Source organism: Bradyrhizobium sp. Pa8 (assembly GCF_052588265.1).
Window position 1 is genome coordinate 802,487 of sequence record NZ_CP176767.1, and the last position, 19,027, is coordinate 821,513.

General features: G+C 65.2%; 19 protein-coding genes. 10 read left to right on the forward strand and 9 right to left on the reverse strand.

All coding sequences use genetic code 11. From position 1 onward, the window contains the following. Positions 1-27: 27 nt before the first annotated feature. From ACKWRH_RS03785 to ACKWRH_RS03800, 4 genes are all read right to left on the reverse strand, one after another. Complete coding sequence (locus ACKWRH_RS03785) at positions 28-1,638, reverse strand: ABC transporter substrate-binding protein (RefSeq protein WP_445219375.1); 1,611 nt, start codon at positions 1,636-1,638, stop codon at positions 28-30. Positions 1,639-1,803: 165 nt separating this feature from the next. Beyond that, the gene (locus ACKWRH_RS03790; RefSeq protein ID WP_445219376.1) at positions 1,804-2,346 is read right to left on the reverse strand and encodes a TlpA disulfide reductase family protein; all 543 of its coding nucleotides are present in this window, start codon (positions 2,344-2,346) and stop codon (positions 1,804-1,806) included. A 46-nt stretch (positions 2,347-2,392) separates the two neighbouring features. Then, a complete protein-coding gene (locus ACKWRH_RS03795) occupies positions 2,393-2,854 on the reverse strand; it encodes a DsrE family protein (RefSeq protein ID WP_445219377.1) in 462 nt (153 codons plus the stop codon). 19 nt (positions 2,855-2,873) lie between these two features. After that, positions 2,874-3,302: a DoxX family protein gene (locus ACKWRH_RS03800; protein WP_445219378.1), complete on the reverse strand. Its 429-nt coding sequence runs from the start codon at positions 3,300-3,302 to the stop codon at positions 2,874-2,876. Between the two features lie 103 nt (positions 3,303-3,405). On the opposite strand from ACKWRH_RS03800, the gene ACKWRH_RS03805 reads away from it, so the two are divergent. Continuing rightward, on the forward strand, positions 3,406-4,290 hold the full coding sequence (locus ACKWRH_RS03805; RefSeq protein ID WP_445219379.1) for a LysR family transcriptional regulator: 885 nt from the start codon (positions 3,406-3,408) through the stop codon (positions 4,288-4,290). A gap of 29 nt (positions 4,291-4,319) precedes the next feature. On the opposite strand, the gene ACKWRH_RS03810 is transcribed toward ACKWRH_RS03805, so the two are convergent. Next, positions 4,320-5,045, reverse strand: a complete 726-nt coding sequence (locus ACKWRH_RS03810) for an alpha/beta fold hydrolase (protein ID WP_445219380.1) — start codon at positions 5,043-5,045, stop codon at positions 4,320-4,322. 158 nt (positions 5,046-5,203) lie between these two features. On the opposite strand from ACKWRH_RS03810, the gene ACKWRH_RS03815 reads away from it, so the two are divergent. After that, positions 5,204-6,184, forward strand: coding sequence for a helix-turn-helix domain-containing protein (locus ACKWRH_RS03815; protein WP_445219381.1), 981 nt, complete (start codon positions 5,204-5,206; stop codon positions 6,182-6,184). Between the two features lie 6 nt (positions 6,185-6,190). Here the strand turns inward: ACKWRH_RS03815 and ACKWRH_RS03820 are convergent, their stop codons facing one another. Then, positions 6,191-7,336, reverse strand: a complete 1,146-nt coding sequence (locus ACKWRH_RS03820) for an acyl-CoA dehydrogenase family protein (RefSeq protein WP_445219382.1) — start codon at positions 7,334-7,336, stop codon at positions 6,191-6,193. Between the two features lie 125 nt (positions 7,337-7,461). Here ACKWRH_RS03820 and ACKWRH_RS03825 point away from each other — a divergent pair, with 125 nt between their 5' ends. Beyond that, a complete protein-coding gene (locus tag ACKWRH_RS03825; RefSeq protein WP_445219383.1) occupies positions 7,462-8,139 on the forward strand; it encodes an alpha/beta hydrolase family protein in 678 nt (225 codons plus the stop codon). A 3-nt stretch (positions 8,140-8,142) separates the two neighbouring features. Here ACKWRH_RS03825 and ACKWRH_RS03830 read toward each other — a convergent pair whose 3' ends face one another. After that, entirely contained in the window at positions 8,143-9,117 is a 975-nt protein-coding gene (locus tag ACKWRH_RS03830) for a ketopantoate reductase family protein (RefSeq protein WP_166353464.1), read from the reverse strand. A gap of 159 nt (positions 9,118-9,276) precedes the next feature. On the opposite strand from ACKWRH_RS03830, the gene ACKWRH_RS03835 reads away from it, so the two are divergent. Further along, positions 9,277-10,080, forward strand: a complete 804-nt coding sequence (locus ACKWRH_RS03835) for an enoyl-CoA hydratase-related protein (protein ID WP_445219384.1) — start codon at positions 9,277-9,279, stop codon at positions 10,078-10,080. An 11-nt stretch (positions 10,081-10,091) separates the two neighbouring features. Here the strand turns inward: ACKWRH_RS03835 and ACKWRH_RS03840 are convergent, their stop codons facing one another. After that, positions 10,092-10,340, reverse strand: a complete 249-nt coding sequence (locus ACKWRH_RS03840) for a hypothetical protein (RefSeq protein ID WP_441496827.1) — start codon at positions 10,338-10,340, stop codon at positions 10,092-10,094. Between the two features lie 199 nt (positions 10,341-10,539). Between ACKWRH_RS03840 and ACKWRH_RS03845 the strand changes: the two genes are divergently transcribed. Both ACKWRH_RS03845 and ACKWRH_RS03850 read left to right on the forward strand, forming a co-directional pair. Next, positions 10,540-11,529 carry a TRAP transporter substrate-binding protein gene (locus tag ACKWRH_RS03845; RefSeq protein ID WP_445222617.1) on the forward strand — a complete coding sequence of 330 codons (990 nt, stop codon included), beginning with the start codon at positions 10,540-10,542 and terminating at the stop codon, positions 11,527-11,529. A 17-nt stretch (positions 11,530-11,546) separates the two neighbouring features. Beyond that, the gene (locus tag ACKWRH_RS03850; protein ID WP_445219385.1) at positions 11,547-13,583 is read left to right on the forward strand and encodes a methyl-accepting chemotaxis protein; all 2,037 of its coding nucleotides are present in this window, start codon (positions 11,547-11,549) and stop codon (positions 13,581-13,583) included. A gap of 43 nt (positions 13,584-13,626) precedes the next feature. Here the strand turns inward: ACKWRH_RS03850 and ACKWRH_RS03855 are convergent, their stop codons facing one another. Continuing rightward, positions 13,627-14,511 (reverse strand): LysR family transcriptional regulator, encoded by an 885-nt coding sequence (locus tag ACKWRH_RS03855; RefSeq protein WP_445219386.1) that lies wholly within the window; start codon positions 14,509-14,511, stop codon positions 13,627-13,629. 110 nt (positions 14,512-14,621) lie between these two features. On the opposite strand from ACKWRH_RS03855, the gene ACKWRH_RS03860 reads away from it, so the two are divergent. From ACKWRH_RS03860 to ACKWRH_RS03875, 4 genes are all read left to right on the forward strand, one after another. Beyond that, on the forward strand, positions 14,622-15,989 hold the full coding sequence (locus ACKWRH_RS03860; RefSeq protein ID WP_445219387.1) for an FAD-dependent oxidoreductase: 1,368 nt from the start codon (positions 14,622-14,624) through the stop codon (positions 15,987-15,989). Between the two features lie 45 nt (positions 15,990-16,034). After that, positions 16,035-17,039: an ABC transporter substrate-binding protein gene (locus ACKWRH_RS03865; protein ID WP_445219388.1), complete on the forward strand. Its 1,005-nt coding sequence runs from the start codon at positions 16,035-16,037 to the stop codon at positions 17,037-17,039. Positions 17,040-17,214: 175 nt separating this feature from the next. Further along, the gene (locus ACKWRH_RS03870) at positions 17,215-17,988 is read left to right on the forward strand and encodes an ABC transporter ATP-binding protein (protein ID WP_445219389.1); all 774 of its coding nucleotides are present in this window, start codon (positions 17,215-17,217) and stop codon (positions 17,986-17,988) included. After that, positions 17,981-18,799 (forward strand): ABC transporter permease, encoded by an 819-nt coding sequence (locus tag ACKWRH_RS03875; RefSeq protein WP_445219390.1) that lies wholly within the window; start codon positions 17,981-17,983, stop codon positions 18,797-18,799. The genes ACKWRH_RS03870 and ACKWRH_RS03875 overlap by 8 nt, the downstream gene beginning before the upstream one ends. Positions 18,800-19,027: the final 228 nt, after the last annotated feature.

Below are 19,027 nucleotides of genomic sequence, written 5' to 3' on the forward strand. Positions count from 1 at the left end.
TCCTCCCGTGAGGACGGGGAGAGGAAGCTACTCGTTCTTGTCCACATTCCAGAACATCGGCGTCGCCGGGCCGTCGATCACGCCGGTGAGCGATTTGCGCCAGGCGCTCGGGGCCTGGAACTGGCCGAGCGGGACGTAGATCACCTGATCGTAGGCCTCCTTCTGCACGTCGAAGGCGATGTTCTTCCGCTCTTCCGGTGAGGCGGCGCGGGCAAAGGCGTCGCGGAGCTCTTCGAGCTTGGGGTCCTCGGACCAGCCGAACCAGCCGCCCTCCTTGCCCTTGCCGACCATGGCGCCATTGACGAGCGGGTTCATCGAATCGGCGGCGCCCTGGTAAGTGAAGAACATGTTCCAGCCGCCTTCCTTCGGCGACTTCTGGTTGGCGCGGCGGGTGACCACGGTCTGCCAGTCCATCGCCTGAAGGTCGACCTTGAAACCGGCGTCGCGCAACAGCTGCGCGACCACGACCGGCTGGGCCTTCAGCAGAATCTGATCGGTCGGTGCCAGGATCACCACGGGCGTGCCGTCATAACCGGACTCGGCCAGCGCCTTCTTGGCGTCCGCCATGCCGTTGCCCTTGATCAGGGTCTCGCCGCCGGCGTCGCTGGCCAGCGGCGTATCGCAGATGAAGAATGCGCCGCAGAGCTTGTAGTATTTGGGATTGCCGATCTGTGCGTCGAGCACGTCCTTCTGGTTGATCGCGAGCATCGCGGCGCGGCGGATCTTCACATTGTCGAACGGCGGATGCAGGAAGTTCATCCGGCCGAACGACTGGAAGCCGAACTTGTTCAGGATCGTCACGTTGATGTCCGGATTGGACTCGAGCGCGGGCAGCAGGTCGAACGGCGGCGTCTCGACGAAATCGACATCACCGGATTGCAGCGCGTTGAGCGCGGTCTGCGCGTCCGGCATCGTCAACCACTCGACCCGGTCGACCTTGACCACCTTGCCGCCGGCCGTCCATTCGGCCGGCTCCTTGCGCGGCACATAGTCGGTGTTCTTCTCGTAAACGGCCTTCACGCCGGGCTGGAATTCGGCCGCGACGAATTTGAACGGGCCGGAGCCGATCTGCTCTGGAATCTGCTTGCTGATCGGGGTCTCCGCGAGTCGCTTGGGCATCATGAAGGCGCAGATCGACGATGGCTTGGCGATCGTCTCCAGCACCAGGCCATAGGGCTCCTTCAGCTTGAAGACGATTGTTTTGGCGTCCGCGGCTTCGATACCGGCCGTGAAGTCCATCAGCTTGCGCGCCATGCCGTCGACGCTCGTACCCCAGCGCTTCAGCGAGGCCACGCAATCCTCCGCCGTCACCGGTGCGCCGTCATGCCACTTCAGGCCGTCGCGCAAGGTGAAGGTGTAGGTCAGCTTGTCCGCGGACACCGTCCAGTCGGCCATCTGCGGCTGCACCTTGAAGCTGGAATCGATGCCGAGCAGCGTATCGTAGACCATGTAGCCATGGTCGCGGGTGATGATGGCTGTCGTGAAGCCAGGGTCGGTGACGCGAAGGTCCGATTGCATCACCACGCTCAGGGTCTTCTTTCCGGTCGCGGCAGATACAACCGAGGTCCAGGCCAGAGGAAGTGCCGATGGCGCAACAGCCGCAAGCTGAAGCAGTTTCCGTCGCGAGACGTGAACCATTCGCAATTCTCCCGATGCAAGCGAGACCAGACGGCGGCTGCCGATGATGGGCAGCGTATGGTTTGCTGCCGCACCTTGCAATGACGGTTGTCTCGCAAATCTGACGTCGTTTGCGGGCGAGCAGGGACCGCCGGGACCGGTGGCGCGGCGGCCGGCTGTCTCGTTCTAGGCTTGTTCGCGATAGAATGTCAGCAGCCGCGCGCCTGCCGGCGAGAGCCACTCGGCCGCGCCGGTGATGTAGCCTTCGACGCGGTTGGTTGTTCCGACCAGATAGGTGATGGGCATGCCATTGAGCGTGAAGACCGAGGTGGATGCTTCGGCTGCCGCGCCATACGCGTCGACATAGCAGGCGAGGTTCTGCACGGCGAGGCCGCCGAGGAACGCGCGGATTTTTCGAAGGTCCTTGGTGTCGGTGCAGATCGCCACGACATCCAGCTGGTCGCGCTGCGATCCGGCGAGGCTTGCGAGCACGGGCAGATCGAGCCGGCAGGCCGCGCACCACGTCGCCCAGAAATTGATGAGGGTGATGCGGCCTGGCTTCGCCTTGACCACTGCCTCCCTGCCGCCGATGTCGTGGAGCCTTAGCTGTGGCATTAACGCGCGCGGCCGCACCACCGTGAACTGACTGCGGCCGGCCTCGAACACCGGCGGCCAGCTTTCCTGCGCGCGGGCCGTGCGCAAGGAACCAAAAAGTGCCGGTGCAGCCATCAGGATCGATCGCCGCGATATTGCTGGAACGCGTTCGCGCGCCTCGTCATGCATGAATATACGCCCAGCCCTTGAGTTGCAGATCGACCACGCGGCCGATTCCGAAGGGGACGAGGCTCGCGCCTGATATCAGCGGAATCGAGATCTGCTCCTTGGCTTCCGCGATCGCCTTGGACGATGCGCACATGCTGTAGGTGAGGTTGGGCAGCGACTGCCGCAGCGTCGCAAGCGGCTCGATGAGCGGGGTCTTGTCTGCCCGGAAGACGTCGATGCCCTTGCCGTTGGCGACGACCTCGATCAGCAATCTCGCTCCCCTGTCGGCAAAATGCCTGGAGAGGTTGGCCGAGTAGCTGATCGCATGACCCATGACATAGGGCTCGTTGCTGTCGATCAGGATCACGACGCCGTCGGCGAGACGATCCTCCTTGGCCGCGGCGGTGCCGCCGGCCGTGAGGATCGCGGTGCCCGCAAGCAGACCCCTCCGGGACCATCCATTGGCTGAGATCATGGCCGCGCCGTCCTGCCGCTCAAAATTGCCGAGCAGCAATCGGCGCCTTGCGGCCGCGTCCCCACAGCACGAACAGGCTGAGCGCGAGCAGAACGACATTGAGAGGCGCAACCGGCGCCTCGCCGCGCGAGAGGTGGAAGACGAGCGCGAACACCTGCAGCACCGAACAGCCGAGCGCGGCCAGCACCGTCAGCCGCGGCAGGATCCGTGTCAGGGCCGGCAGCAGAATGCCAATCCCGCCGGCGAGATCGACCAGCCCGATGAAGCGAACGAACGTCTCGGAATACTGGCCGGCCCAGGGCATCATCGCGGCAAGCTCGGGAATCGGCGTCAGTAGCTTGACCAGCCCGGCCGAGCCGAAGGCGAGGAAGATCAGGCCCTGCGCGACCCAGAGGCAGATGCGAAGGGCGCGGCCGGGAGTGGCGGTCTCGAAGGTCGTGGTGGACATCGTGGTTCTCCAGAACGTGAGGGTTGCCACCATTTGATGGTTTCGCCTTATTTGATCATTATGTGTTCCGGGATGAGTTCCTTTCCTGAATGTTGATGATTTCATGGATTCCCTGGTCAGCATGAGGGTGTTTTGCCTGGTCGCGGAGCTGAAGAGCTTTGCGACCGCGGCGCAGCGCCTGCGCATTTCGCCCGCGATGGCGAGCAAGCATGTGATGCAGCTCGAGAAGCGGCTCGGCACGCGGCTGCTCAACCGGACCAGCCGGCGCGTCAGCCTGAGCGAGAGTGGTGCGCTCTATTTCGAGCAGGCGCGGCAGATGCTCGATTCGCTCGACGAGGTCGAAGCCGCCGTCAGCAACGCGACCGTCGTTCCGCGCGGCACGCTGCGGCTGACCGCGCCGGTCTGGATGGCGAACACGATCTTCGCGGGCGTGCTCGCGGACTACCAGGCCCGCTATCCGGAAGTTTGCCTCGATGTCGATCTCAGCGGGCGGCTGGTCAATCTGGTCGAGGAGGGATTTGACCTCGCGCTGCGTGCGACCGGCGCGCCCGACGAGGCGCTGATCGCGCGCCCCATCACCAGGGTCGCATTCCACCTGGTCGCTGCGCCCGCCTTTCTCGATCGCGCCGGACGCCCCAGGAGGCCGGCCGACCTCGCCGGCCAGGCGCTGCTGCACTACGCGCTCTATCCAGGCGAAAGCTTCTCCTTGAACAGGAACGGCACGGTCGAGACCGTCAAGCTTACCCCGGTCCTGCGCAGCGGCAACGAGACGCTGCTGCACATGGCCGCGCTGGAAGGCATGGGCTTCGCGTTCCTGCCGAAATGGCTGGTCACCGAGGACATCGCCGCCGGGCGTCTCGTGCACGTCCTGCCCGACGACATCATCTTCGACGGGCGGCTGTTCGCGGTCTATCCGAGCCGCAAATATCTCTCCGCGAAGGTGCGGACCTTCATCGACTTCGTCGCCGCCGACAAGCGGATGAGGTGACCGGCGACCGCGCGATCAAGCCGCGCAGCTCAGTCGCGCCCCGCCTCCATGATCGCCTTGGCCAGCCGCGCGGGATCGGAGAAGCACAGCTCGTGGCTTCCCGGCACCTGCACCAGGCGGAACAGACCAAGCTTCTCCGACAGACGCGGATGCCAGGGATGGCTGTGCGGCATCGCGATGTCCTCGGTGCAGTTGATGTAGGACTTTGCCAGCGGCATCTCCGCCGGATTGGTCTTGAGCGCGATCTTGTCGGTGAAAGTCGCGAACGGGTGCGGGTTGAGCACGTCATAGGCGCGCTGCGCGGTCTCGAGATCGGCATCGTTGATGAAGACTTCGCGCCAGATGGGGAAGGGCAACACCACAGAGCTGTCGCCGCGTTCGGCCGCGATGGCATCGAACAGCCCGATAAAGTGCGGCGGCACCATGTCGTTGAGGCATTCGCCGTTGTTCGGCACGAAGGCATTCCAATAGACCAGGCGGCGAATGCGCTCGGGCGCGAGGTCGGCGACGCCGGTGATGATCATGCCGCCATAGGAGTGGCCGACCAGGACGACGTCCCTAAGATTGTTCTCGGCGAGATAATCGGCGATCGACTGGATCGCTTCCTTCAGCCCGGTCGTCTTGGCATCGCCCGGGCGGTTGCCCTTGATTGTCGGCGTATAGACCTTGTGGCCGGCGGCGCGGATCGGGGCCGCGACGGGTTCGAACTCGGCACCGGTGTGCCAGGCGCCATGGACGAGAACGTAGGTCGACATGTTGTAGCTGCTCCCGAGGGTGTGGTTAGATCGGCATGACGTGGGTCCTTTGCGGCGCTCACGAGGCGCGGCGGACAATTCTTGTTGTGCGAAGTGTGAACCGGCTGGCCATTTTCCGCTTGGCTGGCGCTGAACCGGATTGGTCTCGGAGCGAACTGATGGAGCAGGTCAGTCCCACAAGCCGGCCGCGGCACGTCATCTGGAACACCGCAGTGACCCGGCCGGACGAGCAGTTTTCCTACTATCGCGAGGCGATCTGCCAGGCATTCATGAACCTGACGCCGGAGGCGGCGACGACGTCACGCTTCCCTGCCAAGGTGGAGACGATCGGGCTGGGCGCCGGCGCAATCAACCGGGTGATGTTTCCCGAGCACACCGTGCATCGTTCGCGCGCTGATATCGCGGCATCGACCGAGAGCTGCTTCTATCTCAACTTCAAGCTCGCCGGGCGCTGCCGCATGCTCCAGGGCGACAGCGAGGTCAGCCTGTCCCGCGGTCAGGTCGGCATCGTCGACAGCGACCGCGAGGTGACGCTGCTGCACGATCGCGGTCCGACGCTGGAGGTCGCTTCGTTCTGGGTGCCATCGCGCGCCTTACGCGACCGGCTGCCGCCGTCGTTCGATTTCAGAGCCGAGCGCGTCTCCGACGATCCCCATGTCGGTCATCTCATCGTCGAGACCGCGCGATCGCTGAATGCCGGCGCATTGCGGATGGCGGAAGAGGACAGCATTCGGCTGTTCGATGTGCTGCTCGATCTCGTTGCGCTCAGCCTGTCGCGCCGCTCGCGGGCGCAGACGGCGGAGGCCGCAAGCTTTGCAGACGCGACCGTGCTGGCGCTGCGCCGCGCCATTCACGAGCGGCTGCGCGAGCCGGGACTGACGGTCGCGGCGGTCGCCGGCGCCGTCGGCATCAGCGAGCGCTATGTCCACAAGCTGTTCGAACGCTCCGGCACGACATTTTCGGACTATTTGATGGATCGCCGCCTCGTGGGCGCGGCGGCCGACCTGAAGGATCCGGCATCGGGCGGCCGCGCGATCGGCGTTATCGCGTTCGACTGGGGCTTCTCCGATCTCTCCCACTTCGCGCGGCGCTTCAAGCAGCGCTTCGGCTGCCGCCCACGCGATTGGCGTGCGCGTTGAACAGAGCTACAGCGACCTCGCAATCAGCAGCTTCATGATCTCGTTGGTGCCGCCATAGATCTTCTGGATGCGGGAATCGATGAAGATGCGCGAGATCGGATATTCCTGCATGTAGCCGTAGCCGCCGAACAGCTGGAGGCATTCGTCCGCGGTCTGGACCTGCTTGTCCGAGCACCAGTATTTCGCCATCGACGCCGTGACGGTGTCGAGGTCCTTGGCGACGAGGCGCTCGATGCACCAGTCGACGAAGACGCGCGCGATCATCGCTTCGGTCTTGCGCTCGGCGAGCGTGAAGGCGGTGTTCTGGAAATCCATCAGCGGCTTGCCAAACGCCTTCCGCTCCTTGGTGTAATCGACGGTGAGTTTGACGGCGCGCTCCATCGCGGCGACGGCGCCGACCGCGAGCGCAAGGCGCTCCTGCGGCAGCTGCTGCATCAGCTGGACAAAACCCTGGCCTTCCTCCTTGCCGAGCAGGTTCTCCGGCGGCACGGTGACGTTGTCGAAGAACAGTTCTGACGTGTCGGAGGCGTGCAGGCCGATCTTGTCGAGGTTGCGCCCGCGCTTGTAGCCGTCGGCGCCGGCGGTCTCGACGACGATCAGCGAAATGCCCTTGGCGCCGGCTTCGCCCGTGCGTGCCACGACGACGACGAGATCGGCGGCCTGGCCGTTGGTAATGAAAGTCTTCTGGCCGTTGATGACGTAGGAATTGCCCTGCCTCTTCGCGGTGGTCTTGACGGCCTGCAGGTCCGAGCCGGTGCCGGGCTCGGTCATGGCGATGGCGCCGACCATCTCGCCGGAAGCCATCTTCGGCAGCCAGCGCTTCCTCTGCTCCTCCGAGCCGTAATTGAGGATGTAGTGCGCGACGATGGCGCTGTGCACGGAGACGCCGGTGGTCAGCTCCGGCACCGTGCTTTCGAGGTCGTCGAGCACGGCGGCGTCATAGGCGAAGGTGGCGCCCAGGCCGCCATATTCCTCCGGCACGCTCGCCAGCAGCGCGCCCATCTCGCCGAGCCCGCGCCAGGCGAAGCGGTCGACCATCTTCTGCTCGCGCCATTTCTCGGCATGCGGCGCCAGATCCTTGGCCAGATATTTCCGGAACTGGTCGCGGAAGATTTCGAGCTCTTCAGTCATCCAGGAGGAGCGGTAGGACATGATTACCTCGGTTGATACGGCTTCGGCTTGGTAGGCCAGTCGGCCGCGGCAATTATTGTGTTTTCAGGCTGCACGGGTGACGCTACCAAGGCGGCCGGAAAACGCGTCTGTCGGGATGGCTGATTGTGGCGACCAAAACTCAAGAGCTCAAGCTCGACGTCGAGCGCATCGGCACGGTCTCGGCGATCCTGGTGCGGCCGACCAAGGCGCGCGCCTGCTACGTCCTCGCGCACGGCGCCGGCGCAGGGATGCGGCACGCATCGATGGACAGGATTGCGGAGGGGCTCGCGGATCGTGGCATCGCGACGTTCCGCTTCAATTTTCCCTACATGGAAAACAAGCAGGGCCGTCCTGACCAGCCAGCGGTCGCCCACGCCACCATCCGCGCGGCTGTCGAGGACGCAAGCCGGCTCTGCCCCGGCTTGAAGCTCGTTGCCGGCGGAAAGTCGTTTGGCGGGCGCATGACCTCGCAGGCGCAGTCCAAGGCGCCGCTGGCTAACGTCAAAGGGCTCGCCTTTCTCGGCTTTCCCCTGCACGCCGACAAAAAGCCGTCGACGGAGCGCGCCGAGCACCTGGCCCATGTCGAGATCCCGATGCTGTTCCTGCAAGGCACGCGCGACGGGCTTGCCGATCTCAGCCTCCTCAAGCCCGTGATCGCGCAACTCGGCCCGAAGGCGACGCTGCACGAGGTCGCCGGCGGCGATCATTCCTTCGCGGTGCTGAAGAAGTCCGGCCGAACCAACGAAGAGGCAATTACCGAGGTGCTCGATACGCTCGCGGCCTGGATCGACGGGCTCGCCTAAAGCTTACGCCGAATAAAGCCCCTTGTCGCGCGCCTTCTGGATCGCGAGCGCGGCGATCAGGTCGAGCGTCGGCGTCGACAGGCCGGCGGTGCGGGCGAAGGCGGCGGGCGCCTTCACCAGCACGTCGATTTCCATGGCGCGACCGAGCTCGTAATCCTGGAGCAGCGACGGCTTGTGGTTGGGGGCGGGGCCGCTGCGCGTCACGCGCTTGACCTCGGGGATGAAGTGCTGCGCGATGTCGTTGGCCTCGTTCAGCATGCGCGGAATGACCTCGGCAAAGGCCGGGTCGTCACGCACGCCGCGCGCGGTCTGGCCGGTGAGCAGGCACAGCACCGACAGTGACATGTTGGTCAGGAGCTTTGACCAGATCGCCTCGCGGATCTCCGCCACCGGCGGCGATTCCAGCCGTGCATCGTTGAGAACGCCGCGAAGCCTGGTGATGCGCTCGCAATTGCGGTCGTCGCATTCGCCGATCAGCAGGCGGTTGCGGTCCGGCGTCAGGTTCTGCACCACACCGGGCGCGGTCACCTCGTTGGAGGAGAAGACGACGCCGCCGACGATCCGCTCTTTCGGGATGCAAGCGCGCAAGCGGCCGCCGGGGTCGAGGAAGGAAATGTCGGGCGGCGTCGGATGCCGCGGCGGCAGGCCGATGCCGTACCACCAGGGAATACCGTTCTGCGCAAAGACGATCGCGGTGTCGTCCTGGAGCAGCGGTTTTATGCTGGCGACCAGCCCCGTCAGCGCGGTCGCCTTGAGCGTGCTGATCACGACGTCCTGCGGGCCGAGTTGGGCCGCATCGCCGGAGGCGTTCACCTTGGCGGTGACCTCGGAATCGCCGACGCGCAGCTTCAGGCCATTGGCGCGGACCGCCTCCAGATGGGCGCCGCGCATCACGCACGAGACCTCATGGCCGGCGCGGGCCAGCCTGACCGCGATATGGCTGCCGACGGCGCCCGCGCCGAAAATGCAGATGCGCATGGTGTGATGTCCCGTCCCTGATCCCGTGATGTCGCCCGACAGCAGCATGACACAAGCCGCCATGCGATGGACGCGGCCGCCCTACGCCGGAAAGATATGGATCGGGATGAGTTGCCTCAGCCATAGTGGGCGGCAAACAAGATGACCGGAGGATCGCCGATGACTGCCAACCCCGTCCTGTGGACCCTCGATGAGCGTGGGGTTGCGACCGTCACGTTGAACCGGCCTGAAGTGAACAATGCCTATGACGGCGCATTGATCGCAGGCGTGCTCGCGGCCACGGACGATCTCGGCAGGAAGTCCAACCTTCGCGTCGTCGTGCTCCGGGGCAATGGCAAGCATTTCCAGGCCGGCGCCGACCTCAAATGGATCAACGGCGTGCGGCCGCAATCGACTGAGGCGAACGAGGCGGCGTCGCGGGCGACCTTCGAGGCCGTGCAGCGGCTCAATACCTTGCCAATCCCGACCGTCGCGCTGGTGCAGGGCGGCTGCTTTGGCGGCGGCACCGGCGTGATTGCCGCCTGCGACGTCGTGATCGCGGCGGACAATGCGCTGTTCTCGATCACGGAGGTGCGGTGGGGCCTGACCGCCGCCATCATCATCCCGCAGCTTTGCGATGCCATTAGTGTACGGCAAGTCCGCCGCTACGCGCTGACGGGCGAACGCTTCGGCGCCGAAGACGCCCGCCGCATCGGCCTCGTCCACGAGGTCGTCCCGCTCGCCGACCTCGAGGCCGCCGGAGCCAAGGTGGTCGAGCAGCTCCTTGCCAACGGACCGGAGGCGATGGCGGAAACCAAGAAGCTCGCGCTGGAGAGCTCGTTTGGCGGGATGGCGGTGGACGATGCCGCGTACAAGCGGCTCGTGCACCTGCATTCAGTCAAGCGTCAGAGCGCTGAGGCGGCGGAAGGGCTGGCATCGTTCGCCGAGAAGCGGGCGGCGAGTTGGGGTGGCGGTCAAGGCTGAGCCTCTGTCGTTCAGCAGCCGCGGCAGATGTTGTTGATGCTGCGATAGACGGCATCGTCGTCCTGCCGCATCTGGCGCATCGATTCGAGCGTCTTGCTTTCCGCGCTGGGCTCCGGCTTGCGCTTGGCGGCGAGCGCGGCTTCCTGACGTTGGTAACACGCCTCCCGCTCCGGCTTGGCCTGGATGAACCGGCATTGCGCGACCTCGGCGCGGGCCGGGGCCGTACCGCCCATGATGCCGATCGCGATGGCGGCAGCCATTTGTATTCTTGATCCCATCGTCATTCTCTCGAACCGCTCATTATCCCACAGCAATCCGATACCATCTGCATCGGACCTCTGTCCCAAATCTCGTCGGCGGCCGATCGACCCGAATCTCCGTAATTCCGCGGGGCCTTCCTTAAGGGTTCAATCATTCCAGGACATTAGGGTTACGACAATTGTCACGCCACGGTGTCGAATGCACAGACAAGTTTTGGGACTTTGGAAAGCCGGATCGATCGTCGCCGCGGCGGCAGGGTTGCTGGTTCTGCAACCGGCTGCCGCTTCACCGCGATTGGTCTCTCTGGCGTTCAATTCCCAGTTGGGGAGCCCGCAGCAAATCGGGGCTGATGAGTTTCGCCAGAAGCTGGTGGCATCGGCCGGCAAGCGCATGGTGATCGACGAGCGGGCCACCAACGCGCTCGGCAGCGAGAACGCCATCCTGGCGGCGACCCGGGCCGGTTCGGTCGATATGGCGGTGCTGTCGGGGTCTGTGGTCAGTTCGGTCGTCCCCGAACTTGGCGTCTTCGACATTCCCTTCCTGTTCCGCGACGCAGCCCACGCGAAGGCCGTGGCGCAAGGTCCGATCGGCGCGGCGATCGCCGTCAAATTCGCCGACAAGGGGCTGACGCTGCTGGCGATCGGCCGACAGGGATTTCGCAACGTCACGAATTCGAAGCGGCCGGTTCGCACGCCCGAGGATATCAAAGGGCTCAAGATTCGCGTCATTCCGAACGAGATCTACCAGATGACGTTCAAGGCGCTCGGCGCCGAAGTGGTCCCGATGGAATTTCCGCTGGTCTATACCGCGCTGAAGGACGGCCGGCTCGATGGGCAGGAAAATCCGGTGCCGACCATCGCCGGCTCCCGGCTCTACGAAGTCCAGAAATACCTCACGCTGACCGGTCACTTCTTCGCGCCGATCGCGTTCGTCGCCAACCGTGCCATGTTCGAACAGCTTCCGCCGGCCGACCAGGCCATGCTGATCGCGCTGGCGAAGGAGGGAGCGGAGGCGACCTGGCAGGCGAAGCTCGATGCCGCATCGCTTGAGCAAGTGCGTAGCGGCGGCATGAACGTCATCGAGACATTCGATCGCCAGCCCTTCGTCGATGCGGTCAAGCCGCTCGATCAGGAATTCGAGAAGCGGTTTGGCAAGGATCTGCTCGCCGCCATCCGCTCCACTCGTTGAAGAATTTCGGATTTGCCATGAAATTATCGCACATGATGTCCCGGGTCGGCGTTCGTCCGCGCGTGTTTGGCGGCTTCGCGCTGGTTCTCAGCTTTCTGGTCCTGCTCGCGGGCTTTGCCATGGTCCAGGTCGAGCGGATCGGCGGAACGGTCAATGAGCTCGTGACCAGCGCCGCCGGCGACGCCGGCATGTCACAGGCGCGGGCCGCGCTTCTGGAGGCGAACTCGGCGGTCGAGAAATTCATCCGAACCTGGAATGTCGGCGACAAGGATGCCGCGGCCAAGGCGATCGACGGCGTCGGCAAACTGGCCGATCAGGTCGACCGGCAATTCGGCAAGCTGCAAGCGATCGCGGAAGGCATCGGCCCGGTCAAGACCGCGCTGGAAACCTATCGCTCGTCGTTCACCGCGGCAGCGGAGGCGGCGGATCGGCTGCGCGCCGCGACCACGAAGACCGACGCCCAGGGGGCAGCCGCCGGCCTCAATGTCAGCGGCATTCAGGTTGCGCTCGCCAACCGGTCCGAGGACGCGGAACGGCTGGTCAACCCGATGCGCCTGGCCGGCGTCGTTGACGCACTGCGCATCACCGTGATGCGCTATGGGTCCACTCTGTCGACGGGTGATGCCGACGACGCCAAGCAGGCGTTGTCCTATGCCCAGCTGGCGATCGCAGACACCGAGGCTGAGCTGGCGGGGGCGAACGACGCCAAGCTGAAGGCGCTGGTCGCGGCGCTCAAGACTGCGATCACTGCCGACGCGGCCGCGCTGGACGAGGTCATCAAGGTGGCTGCCGATCTGCGCGCCAGACAGGCTGAATTGAAGAAGGCCAGTGCGGCAATCGACGACCACGTCAACAGGATCAACGCGAACCTCGGCACCGTGCGCGCCGAGCAGGGCGACAAGACCGCGGCAGCGGTCGATCAGACCAAGCAGACCGTGATCGCGACCGCGGCCGGCGCGCTGCTGCTGGGAGCGGTGCTGGCCTGGCTGATCGGCGCCAGCGTGTCGGGTCCTATTCGCGGCATGACGGACCGGATGCAGTCGCTGGCGGCGGGCGAGCTCGATGAGCCGATCCCCGGCGGCGACTCGCGCGACGAAATTGGCCGCATGGCGCGCGCCGTCGAGGTGTTCCGCGAAAACGCGCTGGCGGTTCGCCGCATGGAAGGTGAGGCGACGGCACAGCGCGAAGCCAGCGAGGCCGACCGCGCCCGCATGATGTCGGATCTTGCCGGCCGCTTCGAGCAGGGCATGCAGGGCGTCATTTCCGGTGTCGGCGGCCGTGCCGACGACATGGGGCGCAGCGCCGAGGAATTGGCAAAGGTCGCCGAACGCGGGCGCGGGCTCGCCGAAGCGGTCGCGACCCGCGCCGAGCAGGCATCGATGAATGTGCAGACCGTCGCCTCCGCCACCCAGCAGCTGGCGGCCTCGATCCGTGAAATCTCGAGCCAGGTGCACCGCTCCGTCGCAGTCTCGAACAGGGCGACCGACGAGACCAACCGCACCTCCGAATTGATGCATGGGCTGTCGGATGCGGCTGAGAAGATCGGCACCATCATTCAGCTGATTCAGGCCATCGCGAGCCAGACCAATTTGCTGGCGCTGAACGCGACCATCGAAGCGGCGCGCGCCGGCGACGCCGGCCGGGGCTTCGCGATCGTCGCCAGCGAGGTCAAGAGTCTCGCCACCCAGACGGCGCAGGCGACCGAGCAGATCGCCAGCCAGATCGCGACGATCCAGAGTGCGACCGGCCAATCGGTTCAGGCGATCAGGCAGTTCGGCTCCACCGTCAAGGAAATGGCCGACATCGCCACTGCGATTGCCGCGGCCGTCGAAGAGCAGGGCGCGGCCACGGGCGAAATCGCGCGCAACGTCGAGGAGGCGGCCAACGGCACCACGGCGGTGACGCAGGAAATCGGTCAGGTGCGCGCCGTGGCGGGCGAGACCGACGCCGGCGCCGAAGCCGCCCTTACGGTCGCAGCCGCCCTGAAGCAGCAGGCGGATTCGATGAGGTCGAACGTCGACGATTTCCTCCACACCATCCGCTCGGCGGCCTGAACTCCGGAGAAGTCGGCGACGCCGCGGGGGCGAACGAGGCGGCCTACAGCACCGGTAGCAGCGCGCTCTTCAATTCGCGCAAGAGAGCCTGCACCGCGGCGGCGTTGCGCCGCCGCTCGGGGATCGCGGCCTTGACCCACAGCTCGGGAATTGGAAAGTCGCGCAGCACCGGCTTGAGCGTACCGTCGCGCAGGGCATCCGCCACGAGGTAATGAGAGATCAGCGCGATGCCGTTGCCGGCGATCGCGCTGCGCGCCAGCACATGGCCCTCGTTGGAGGAGAGCAGCGGGCTGATCTGGATGCTGATGCGCCCGCGCGGGCCGTCGAAGATCCACTCTGGTCCCGTCGGCAGAAAGCTGAGGCAGCGATGGTCGACGAGGTCGCGCGGATGCTTTGGTGTGCCGTGCTTCTTCAAATAGACCGGTGAGGCGCAGAGCAGGCGCTTCAGCGGGCACAGCGGCTCGTCGACCACGCCGCCGAAGGAATGAGGGAAGGCGCCGATGGCGATGTCAAAGCCTTCGGTGACGGGATCGACCGGGCGGTCGATCAGCACGATCTCGAGTTTCAATCGCGGGTTCTGCGTCTGGAAGGCGCTGAAGGCGTCGGCAAGGCGCGCCACGGTGAGCGAGGTCGGCGCCTTGATGCGGAGGTGATCGACGAGATCGTGTCCCTTCTCGCCCATGCGCGAGAGCAGGTCGGTGGCATCGGCGACGACACTGCGGGCGCGATGCACATAGCGCTGGCCGGCTTCCGTCAGGCGCAATTGCCGGGTCGAGCGATGGAACAGCGGCGCGCCGATCCGCGCCTCCAGTTGCGTGACGCGCTTGGCGACGACCGAGGTCGAGACATTGAGCTTGCGTGCGGCGGCAGAGAATCCGGCCGTATCCGCAGTGGCGAGGAAGGCCTGAAGGTTTACCAGGATGTCCATGTCGACCTTTCTCGATTCGAGAAAGCTGATCGCGTATTTTGGTGGATTGTAGCTCGCCCTGCGTTAATTCATAGTCGGCTTCAAGCAAGAGATTTTGGGAGCGGACGCTCATGCGGGCCATGATGATCGAAGAACCGGCACGCCAGGTGCCGCTCTACGGCGAATATGAAGTCGTCGTTCTCGGCGGCGGACCCGCCGGCATCGTGGCGGCGGCGTCAGCGGCGCGCGCGGGACGAAAGACGCTGCTGATCGAGCGCTACGGCTTCCTCGGCGGCATGGGCACGGCTGCCGGCGTCACCAATTTCTGCGGCCTGCATGGCAATGTCTACGGCCAGGCCCACCGGCTGGTGCAGGGCATGGCGTCCGATCTGCTGGCGCGGATCGATCATTTGAACGGCCTCAACGCGCCGCATCTGATCCTCGGCAAGGTCTTCGCCCAGGCCTATGACACCGCGGCCTACAAGATCGCGGCCGACGAGCTGCTCGCCAGCCACAAGGTGCACATCCTTTTCCATGCGCTCGGTGCCGGTGTCGTGATGGGCGATAACAGCCGCGTCGATGCGCTGATGGTCGAGACCAAGGCCGGACGGCAGGCGGTCCGCGCCGAGGTCTTTATCGATTGCTCCGGCGACGGCGACCTCGCGGTCTGGGCCGGGGCGCCCTTCGAGGTCGGCGACGAGCACGGCCATCCGATGTACCCCTCGATGATGCTTCGTCTCAACGGCATCGATCCGGACAAGGCGGGCGATGCCTGGCGGACCATCCCGCAATTGATGGAGAAGGCGCTCGCCGCCGGCACCCACACATTCCCGCGCAAGAGCGCGATCGTGCGGCCGCAGAAATCAGGCATCGAATGGCGGGTGAATTTCACGCAAGTGGCGCGCGAGGACGGCCATGCCATCAACGGCATCGAGCCCGACGACCTCACCCGCGGCGAGATCGAGGGCCGCAAGCAGGCGCTGGCCGCATTCGAGTTCCTGCGCAGCACCGTGCCAGGCTTTGAAAAGTCCTACATCGTCGATTTGCCGCCGCAGCTCGGCATCCGCGAGACCCGCCGCATCAAGGGCGGCTACCAGCTCAGCGGCGAGGACGTGCTCGGCTGCGCCTCGTTCGCGGATTCGATCGGCGTCAATGGCTGGCCGATCGAGGCCCATGTTCCCGGCGACGTCGTCTTCACGTTCCCGCCAATCCCGGAATCGCGCGGCTATAACGAGCTGCCTTACCGCATGCTGGTGCCCGAAGGCGTCGACAATCTCCTCGTCGCCGGCCGCTGCGCCTCGATGACCCATGAGGGCCAGTCGGCGGCGCGGGTTTCCGGTGCCTGTTTCGTGATGGGGGAGGCCGCCGGTTCCGCCGCGGCGCTCGCGCTCTCAGGAAACCGCATCCCGCGCGACATCCCCATTGAAAAATTGCAGGAAACGTTGAAACAACAGGGCGCCTTCATCGGGCGAGACCAGCCCGTGCCCGAAGGTTTGTGACGGTTGTAACATTACGACCGAGGGAACGACGACGGAGGAAACGGGATGATCGGGATTGCGCGGCTCGCACTGGCTGGCCTGATGGCGATCACAGCGATGGGCACGGCCCGGGCCGAAGACGCGCTGAAGGCGAGGATCGGCGTACTCCGCCTGTCGTCGTCCGCGCCGGTCTTCATTGCGCAGGACAAGGGCTATTTCCGCGAGGCCGGTCTCGACGTCGAGCTGAAGTTCTTCGACGCGGCGCAGCCGATCGCGGTCGCGACGACCTCGGGCGACGTCGATTTCGGCGTCACCGCCTTCACCGCGGGTCTCTACAATCTTGCGGGCAAAGGCACGCTGAAGGTGATCGGCGGCATGAGCCGCGAGAAGGCCGGTTATCCCCTGATCGGCTATTTCGCCAGCAACAACGCCTATGCCGCCGGACTGAAGACGCCGAAGGACCTCGCGGGCAAGCGCATAGCGATGACGCAGGTCGGCTCGAGCTTTCACTATTCGCTGGGGCTGCTCGCCGACAAATACGGCTTCAAGCTCGCCGACGTGAAGATCGTGCCGCTGCAATCGCTGTCGAACGCGGCCGCCGCCCTGAAGGGCGAGACGGTCGATGCGGCGCTGCTGCCCATTTCTACTGCGCGAAAGCTGATGGACGAAGGCGGCGCGAAGTTTTTGGGATGGGTCGGCGACGAGACACCCTGGCAATTGGGTGCGGTGTTCGCTTCGCCCAAGACACTCACCAACAAGGTGCTGGTGACGAAATTTCTCGGCGTGCTCGCGAAAGCCGACCGCGAATATCACGACGTCATCCTCACTGCGATGAAGGACGGCGTTGCCCCGATCAACGACAAGACAAAACCGCTGCTGGAGATCATCGCGAAATACACCAATTTGCCGGTCGAGCAAGTGGTCGGCAATTGCGCCTACATCGATCCCGACGGCAAGCTGGACGTCAAGAACGTCGACAACCAGATCAAGTGGCTGCAGGAGCAAGGTTTTGCCGACAAGGGCTTTGATGCGAACGCGATCATCGCCAAGGATTTTGTGAAGGCGGATTGATGCTGCGCTCCTCCAACCATCCCCGTCATCCTGAGGTGCGAGTGGCGCAGTGCATCCGCACTGCGCTGCGAGCCTCGAAGGATGAGCGGCCGAGCTGCATCCGGGCCGCGCATCCTTCGAGGCTCGCTTCGCGAGCACCTCAGGATGACGGGTCTAGGGCGGGGGAGTTGCGTTAATGGACCTGATCGCCAACCACATCAGCCATCGTTTCGATGACCTCGCCGTGCTCGGCGACGTCTCCTTCACCGTCGGTGCCGGCGAGGTGGTGGCGATCGTCGGTCCGTCCGGCTGCGGCAAGAGCACGCTGCTGTCGATCCTCGGCGGGCTGTTGCAGCCGACCTCGGGCGCGCCCGAGCTGCGCGGGGCGCCGCCGGCGGACAGTCTCAATCCGCTGACCTTCGTCTTCCAGGATTTCGCGCTGCTGCCCTGGGCCACGGTCGAGGAGAATGTCGAATTTCCGCTGCTGCACACGCAGCTCTCGGCAGCCCAACGCCGCGCGTTGGTCGACGACGCCTTGCGCCGCACCGGGCTGACCGATTTTCGCACAACCTATCCGAAGCAGCTCTCCGGCGGCATGCGCCAGCGCGTCGGCATTTCGCGCGCGCTCGCGGTCAAGCCCGCCATCCTGCTGATGGACGAGCCGCTCTCGGCGCTGGATTCGCAGACCCGCGAATTGCTGATGGAAGACTTCGTCCGCCTGCTCGCCGACGGCGGCATGGGCGCGGTCTATGTCACCCACAATCTCGAGGAAGCGGCGCGGCTCGCCGACCGCATCGTGGTGCTGTCGCGGCGGCCGGGCCGCATTCGCGAAGTCGTGACGGTGCCGATGACGCGCACTGAACGCGGCGAGATCGCTGCGCGTGAACAGCTGCTGGCGCTTCAGAACCAGATCTGGTCGCTGATCCGCAACGAGGCGATCGACGCCGAGCGCGAGGTCCAGCATGCTTGATCGCGCGGGGATGCCTGCGAAGGATGACACGACGCGGCGCGTCCGTTTTCGCGGCGCCGGCTTCGTGCCCGCCAGCAGCCGCTTCGGCGGCTGGATCGCGCTCGCCCTCGTCATCGCGATCTGGCAGGCGGCCGGCAGCGCGGGGCTCGTCAATCCGCTGTTCCTGCCGGCACCGGCTGCGATCGCGCGGGCGATCTACGAGCTCGCGGTCTCAGGCGCGCTCTGGCAGCATCTCTCCGCCTCGTTGCTGCGCATCGGTGTCGGCTGGCTGCTGGGAACAGCGGCCGGTGTCGTCGTCGGCTTTGCCATCGGCTTGTCGCGGCTTGCGCGCAGCGTCGGCATCACCTTCATCTCGGCGCTGTTCCCGATCCCGAAGATCGCACTGCTGCCATTGCTCATTCTCTGGCTCGGCATCGGCGAAGAGCCGAAGATCGCGACCATTGCATTAGGCGTGTTCTTCTCGACCGCGATCTCGGTCTATAGCGGCGTCGATGCGGTGCCGCGCAACCTCATCCGCATGGCGCAGAGTTTCAACGTTCCCTTCGCCACCATCGTGCGCAAGGTGATCTGGCCCGGCGCGCTACCCGCCATCCTCGCCGGCTTCCGCATCACGGCGTCCGTCGCACTGCTGCTCGTCGTCAGTGCGGAGATGATCGGCGCCCAGTACGGCATCGGCGCCTTCGTGCTTCAGGCCGGCAATCTGATGCAGACGGACCAGCTGCTCGCGGGCGTGGTGATCCTGTCGGTGTTCGGGCTTGTGGTCGGGAAGGTGATCGGCTGGCTGGAGACAAGGTTGCTGCACTGGCGTTAGCCGCAATCACTGCTGCCGTAGGGTGGGCAAAGCGAAGCGTGCCCACCATTTTCCATGAGTCGCGAAGACGTGGGCACGGCGCAAGGACGCCTTTGCCCACCCTACGAGACTGCTGCACTGGCGGTAGCCACAGCCGTCATTGCGAGGAGCCCTTGCGACGAAGCAATCCAGACTGTCTCCGCAGAAAGATTCTGGATTGCTTCGCTTCGCTCGCAATGACGGTGTGGC